The organism is Gordonia sp. ALPHA1B1, assembly GCF_005502615.1.
GTDB classification, from domain to species: Bacteria; Actinomycetota; Actinomycetes; order Mycobacteriales; family Mycobacteriaceae; genus Gordonia; species Gordonia hongkongensis.
This window is the reverse complement of the sequence record NZ_SCOC01000078.1, coordinates 1-4698: the sequence shown is the minus strand read 5'-3', so window position 1 is coordinate 4698 and position 4698 is coordinate 1. Positions and strand designations below refer to the sequence as shown.

Annotated in this window: 3 protein-coding genes and 1 pseudogene; 3 read left to right on the top strand and 1 reads right to left on the bottom strand. The window is 65.1% G+C overall.

Going from position 1 to position 4698, the window contains the following annotated elements; all coding sequences use genetic code 11:
* Positions 1-425, bottom strand: a pseudogene (locus FFS52_RS23385) (hypothetical protein); the annotation flags it as partial.
* 941 nt (positions 426-1366) lie between these two features.
* Between FFS52_RS23385 and FFS52_RS23380 the strand changes: the two are divergent.
* Genes FFS52_RS23380 through FFS52_RS23370 form a run of 3 tightly spaced genes read left to right on the top strand, consistent with a single transcriptional unit; the run spans position 1367 to position 4359 of the window.
* Entirely contained in the window at positions 1367-2047 is a 681-nt protein-coding gene (locus tag FFS52_RS23380; RefSeq protein WP_247450492.1) for an alpha/beta hydrolase fold domain-containing protein, read from the top strand.
* Positions 2048-2088: 41 nt separating this feature from the next.
* Positions 2089-3273, top strand: coding sequence for a serine hydrolase domain-containing protein (locus tag FFS52_RS23375; RefSeq protein WP_137811068.1), 1185 nt, complete (start codon positions 2089-2091; stop codon positions 3271-3273).
* Between the two features lie 48 nt (positions 3274-3321).
* Complete coding sequence (locus FFS52_RS23370) at positions 3322-4359, top strand: PucR family transcriptional regulator (protein WP_137811067.1); 1038 nt, start codon at positions 3322-3324, stop codon at positions 4357-4359.
* Positions 4360-4698 lie beyond the last annotated feature (339 nt).

Sequence of the window (4698 nt, the reverse complement as noted above, 5' to 3'; positions counted from 1 at the left end):
GGCCAGATATGGGCGTCATGGGGGTTGAGGTAGCCGATCACGCGCCGCGGCTTGCCGTGGACTTGGGGCCCGCGCCAGTCGCTGAGGCCCCAGACAAGCCGGTTGATCGGGTCGCTGTTGTCGTCGGTGATCTGTCCGCCCCACGATTCGACGTCGACCATGGACACGACGTCGGGGCGGTTCTCGCCTTGCATCTGTCGGTGGGTGGCCAGCACGTCTCGCCAGTTGCGCCGGTACACGCAGTAGACGATGAGCCCCCGCAACCGGCCTGAGTCGAGCCACGACCGCGCCGTATCCCAATTACGGGCGAAATTGCGGTCACGATAGGTGCCGTCATTCGATCGGATCGATAACCATTTATAGGGATAGCTGTCATCGATAGGTGGCTGCCATTCGGAAATATCAGCAAACACTGTGTCGACCATTATCTTCTACTCCATTTCTGATGATTCGGGGTTGATCGTCGGAGCGGTAGAGACTGAGTCGGTCGGTGGCGCTCAGCCACCCTGCCGTGACCGACCTACTCCGCAAACCCATTGGGGTAAAGCTGCTCTCAGGTGTAGTGCAACCTGCCGACAGATGTGCTGCCGGAGGGGCGAAAAGACTATTGTGATCTTCGGTGTTGCGTGAGGACGGGTGTCCACAACACATCCTGCTGCACCGGTTGGCGTATTTGGGTGTCGATTTATGGTGCGGCCTGGATTGATACGTAAGTGTCGGTGGCGGATGCCACCCTGCCGTCGGCTTGTCACCTGCGGGCGCCGCCGCGGGGAGCATGCTTATGTCAGTTACGTAGGTGAACACCTGCCCCCAAACGAATACAAGTGCCGGGGTGTCTTCCCCAATGGTCACCATGGAGCCGCACCCCTGATCGACTGAGACGCTGCCCGATCGGCCCGTCAGCATCTGCGCGGAGCAGACATTCTTGTCGCTCTCGCTTCGAGCGTGCGTGCTGACACGCGCCACACGGCGAACCAGCCAGATGGCGGTGCGGGTGGACAGAACTGCGCCGTGATGGCGGTGTACGGGGTTCGCGGGGCTCACTAGAGTGTGATCCGTGACACTTCAGGAAGAGGGCGGCAGGGGTGCGGGCGTACGGCGTCCGCGTTTCGACCCCGAGCTGAAGGCCGGCCTTGCGGTTGTCGGTGGGGTCTTTCCGCCGACCATTACCCCCGACTTGATCCCATTCATGCGACGGTCTTATGCGTCCCCGCCGGTGGCGGAGACCCTTGAGGGCCGCCACGTCCTCCACGAGGAGTACACCGTTCGGGGTCACGGCGGCGACGAGATCGTAACCTCGGTCTTCCGATCCCCTGACCATCCCGGATCGCGGCCGGCCATCGTGTATGCCCACTCGGGTGGGTTGATGTTCGGCGATCGCTTCAACGCGCTGGCGATGAACCTCGATTGGGTCGAGCAACTCGGCGCCGTTCTCGTGTGCCCCGAGTACCGGTTGGCACCGGAATTCCAAGACCCGTATGCCCGCGAGGATCTATACGCCACCCTCGTGTGGTCGGTCGCCAACGCCGGTGATCTGAGCATCGACCCCCGTCGAGTGATGGTCGCCGGCGCTAGTGCCGGGGGCGGTCTGGCCGCTGGCGCCGCACTGGCCGCCCGCGACCGGTCGGGTCCCGCGCTGTGCGGACAGTTGCTCGTCTATCCGATGCTCGACGACCGGGGGCGAACCCCGTCTACCGGGCAGTTCGACGGCGTCGGGGTGTGGGACCGCATCAGCAACGAGACCGGGTGGGCGGCGGTGCTGGGTGACAGATACGGCAGCGACGATGTCTCGCCCTATATCGCCCCTGCTCGCGCTACCGACCTGACCGGCCTCCCACCGGCGTTCATCGACGTGGGGTCGGCGGAGATCTTTCGCGACGAGGCGATCGACTATGCGACCGCGATCTGGCGGGCCGGTGGTGACGCCGAGCTGCACGTATGGACCGGCGGGTTTCATGCCTTCGACATTTTCGCCCCGCATACCGCGCTCGCCCAGGGCATGATGCGTGCCCGTTTCGACTGGGTGGCGAATCGGTTGTCCGACTGAGTTTCTCGCAGTGAAAGTTACACAGAACAAAGGAGTTCACGATGACAACGACGAATAGCAGCTCGATCGCCGAGGCGGTCGACCGCGTCGTTCAGGACGCGGCGTCTCGGGTCCCCGGCGTCGTCGCCGGCGTCACGACGGCGGAGGAGACGCTATACCTCGGGGCCTCCGGATACCGCGACCTGGGCACCAAGACGCCGATGACCACCGACTCGGTGTTCGCGATCTTCTCCACTACGAAGGCCCTGACGGGTGTCGCGGCACTGCAGCTGCGCGAGAGCGGGGACCTTGACTTCGACGCGCCGGCAAAGGAATACGCTCCGGCGCTGGGCGAGGTGCAAGTCCTTGAGGGCTTTGACGACAACGGTGATCCGGTCCTGCGGGCGCCCAAGTCCGACATCACCACCAAGCAACTGCTGCTCCACACTGCGGGGTTCGGATACGACTTCTTCAACGAGCAGTACAACCGTCTGGCGGAAAACCATGGGCAGCCCAGCATCGTCACTTCGAGTCGCCGCGCTCTGCAGACACCTTTGCTGTTCGATCCGGGCGAGCAGTGGGAGTACGGCAGCAACATCGACTGGGCCGGACAGGTGATCGAGGGGATTACCGGCCGCCGGCTCGGTGAGGTGTTCCGCGACCGCATCCTCACTCCGCTGGGCATGACCAACACATCGTTCACCCTTGATGGCGACATGGAATCGCGGGTGGCGACCATGCACCAGCGCGGCGCCGACGGGACGCTCGAACCAACCGACTTCCGTCTGCCCGACCCCGAGGTCCACATGGGTGGTCACGGCCTGTACTCGACGGTCGGGGACTATCTGTCCTTCATTCGGATGTGGCTCAACGACGGCTCGGCGACGTCGGGCGAGCAGATCCTGCGGCCCGACACCGTCGAGTTCGCCGCGCAGAACCACCTCGGCGATCTCAAAGTCAAGATGCTCCCCGGGGTGATCCCCACTCTGAGCAACGACGCAGAGTTCTTCCCCGGCCAGTCCAAGTCCTGGGCTTACACCTTCATGGTGAACGACGAGGAGGCGCCGACGGGACGTCCCGCTGGGGGCATCGCCTGGGCGGGGCTGGCAAATCTCTACTACTGGATCGACCGACGCAACTCGATCGGCGGATACTGGGCCACGCAGATCTTCCCGTTCGCCGACGCGGACTCCGTAACCGGTTACCTAGACCTGGAAACCGCGACCTACCGGGCGTTGCGCGGCTGACAATGGGTCTCGCCCGTCCGTCGCTGTCCCGTCGCTGAGGAGTTCGTGATGCAGGAGCTGCTCGGCAGAATCGCGGCGCTCGACCCCGACGCCAGTCTGGGGATTCGAGTGATCGCCTGCTTCGACGAACTCATCCTCGGCGACGTCAACACCCGTGGTCTGCTGGCTACCGCAGCGTCGCTGGCGGGGTGTCCGGCGGGGGCCAAAACCGGCGCCGGAAGATCCGAGCTACGGCTCGGCCCTTCCGGCGACGTGCTCACAGGCGCCCGCCCCGACGACGTCACGGTCAGCCAGCTTCCGGGGGGCGTCCACGTCTGGTTGGAGCGCAGCGGGTCGCCACACGCCAACGACGCGATCATTCTCGAGCGATTAGCGCTAGCGGTGGGCGTACGGGCAGGGATTGAGCGCCGGGAGATCGAGCCGCGCCGCGATCTGCGTGTCGTACTTGACTCGGCGACGTCCGCGTCGGAGCGAGCCGAGGCAGCCGGACGGCTGGGCCTCGACGCGACCCGGACCCACAGGGTCGTAGCCGCTCCGCTATTCGCTGTGTGGGAATCACATCCGGCGGGTCCCTCGGACGTCATCAGCACCGCGTTTGGTCCGGTACACGCCACGGTCGTGCCTGCCACGACCACCGAGCTCGACGTGCGACCGTCGGGGGTCGGCATTGCCACCCCCATCGACGAACTCGAGGCGTCGTTCCGCACCGCACTCGTCGCGGTCCGGCTGTGCCGCCCGCCGTCGGACCCGTTCGTCTGCGCGGACCGTTACGGCGGGCTGATTCAGCTCCTCGCCGACGCCGGGCCATCCACGACCGCCACCAGCGACTCGGCCCGCATCGCTACGGTGATGGCCCACCCGTGGGCCGATTCCACCATCGAGGCCATTCTGGCCACGTCGTCAGTACGCCAGGCCGCCCGCCACGCCGGCGTCCACCACAGCACGGCGCAGACGCGGTCCGAGCTTCTCCGCGCCGAGGTCGGCTTCGACTTCCAAGACGGGTACGGCCGCATCAGGCTCGGCCTGGCATATCTCGCATGGCGACTCGACTCCTCGCGAGTCTTCGACCTTCCCGCTCCCGGGTAGGACGAATCCGGCCACCCTCCTGATTACGTCGACTCAAGCCCGAATCCCCCTGTCGTTCCACTGGTTTGAAATGCCGACAACGTAGCGTTCTGACACTTGTGTCATCGTCAGCGGTCAGAACCGGCGCGGGTGGGCGCTGCGGATGATCCGGACTCTGAGTGCTCGGGATTCATGGCTTTGTCGTCGGCGACCAGTGCCTCGGTGTGCACGGGCGGGGGACTGTCGCGAGAACGGTGTAAGTGGCCTTACCGCCCTCGGTGTGTCGGGGGCAGGAAGGTCGCATCATGACCGACACTCTGGTGGCTGTGGAGCCATCTGATGAACACGATGACGGGATCG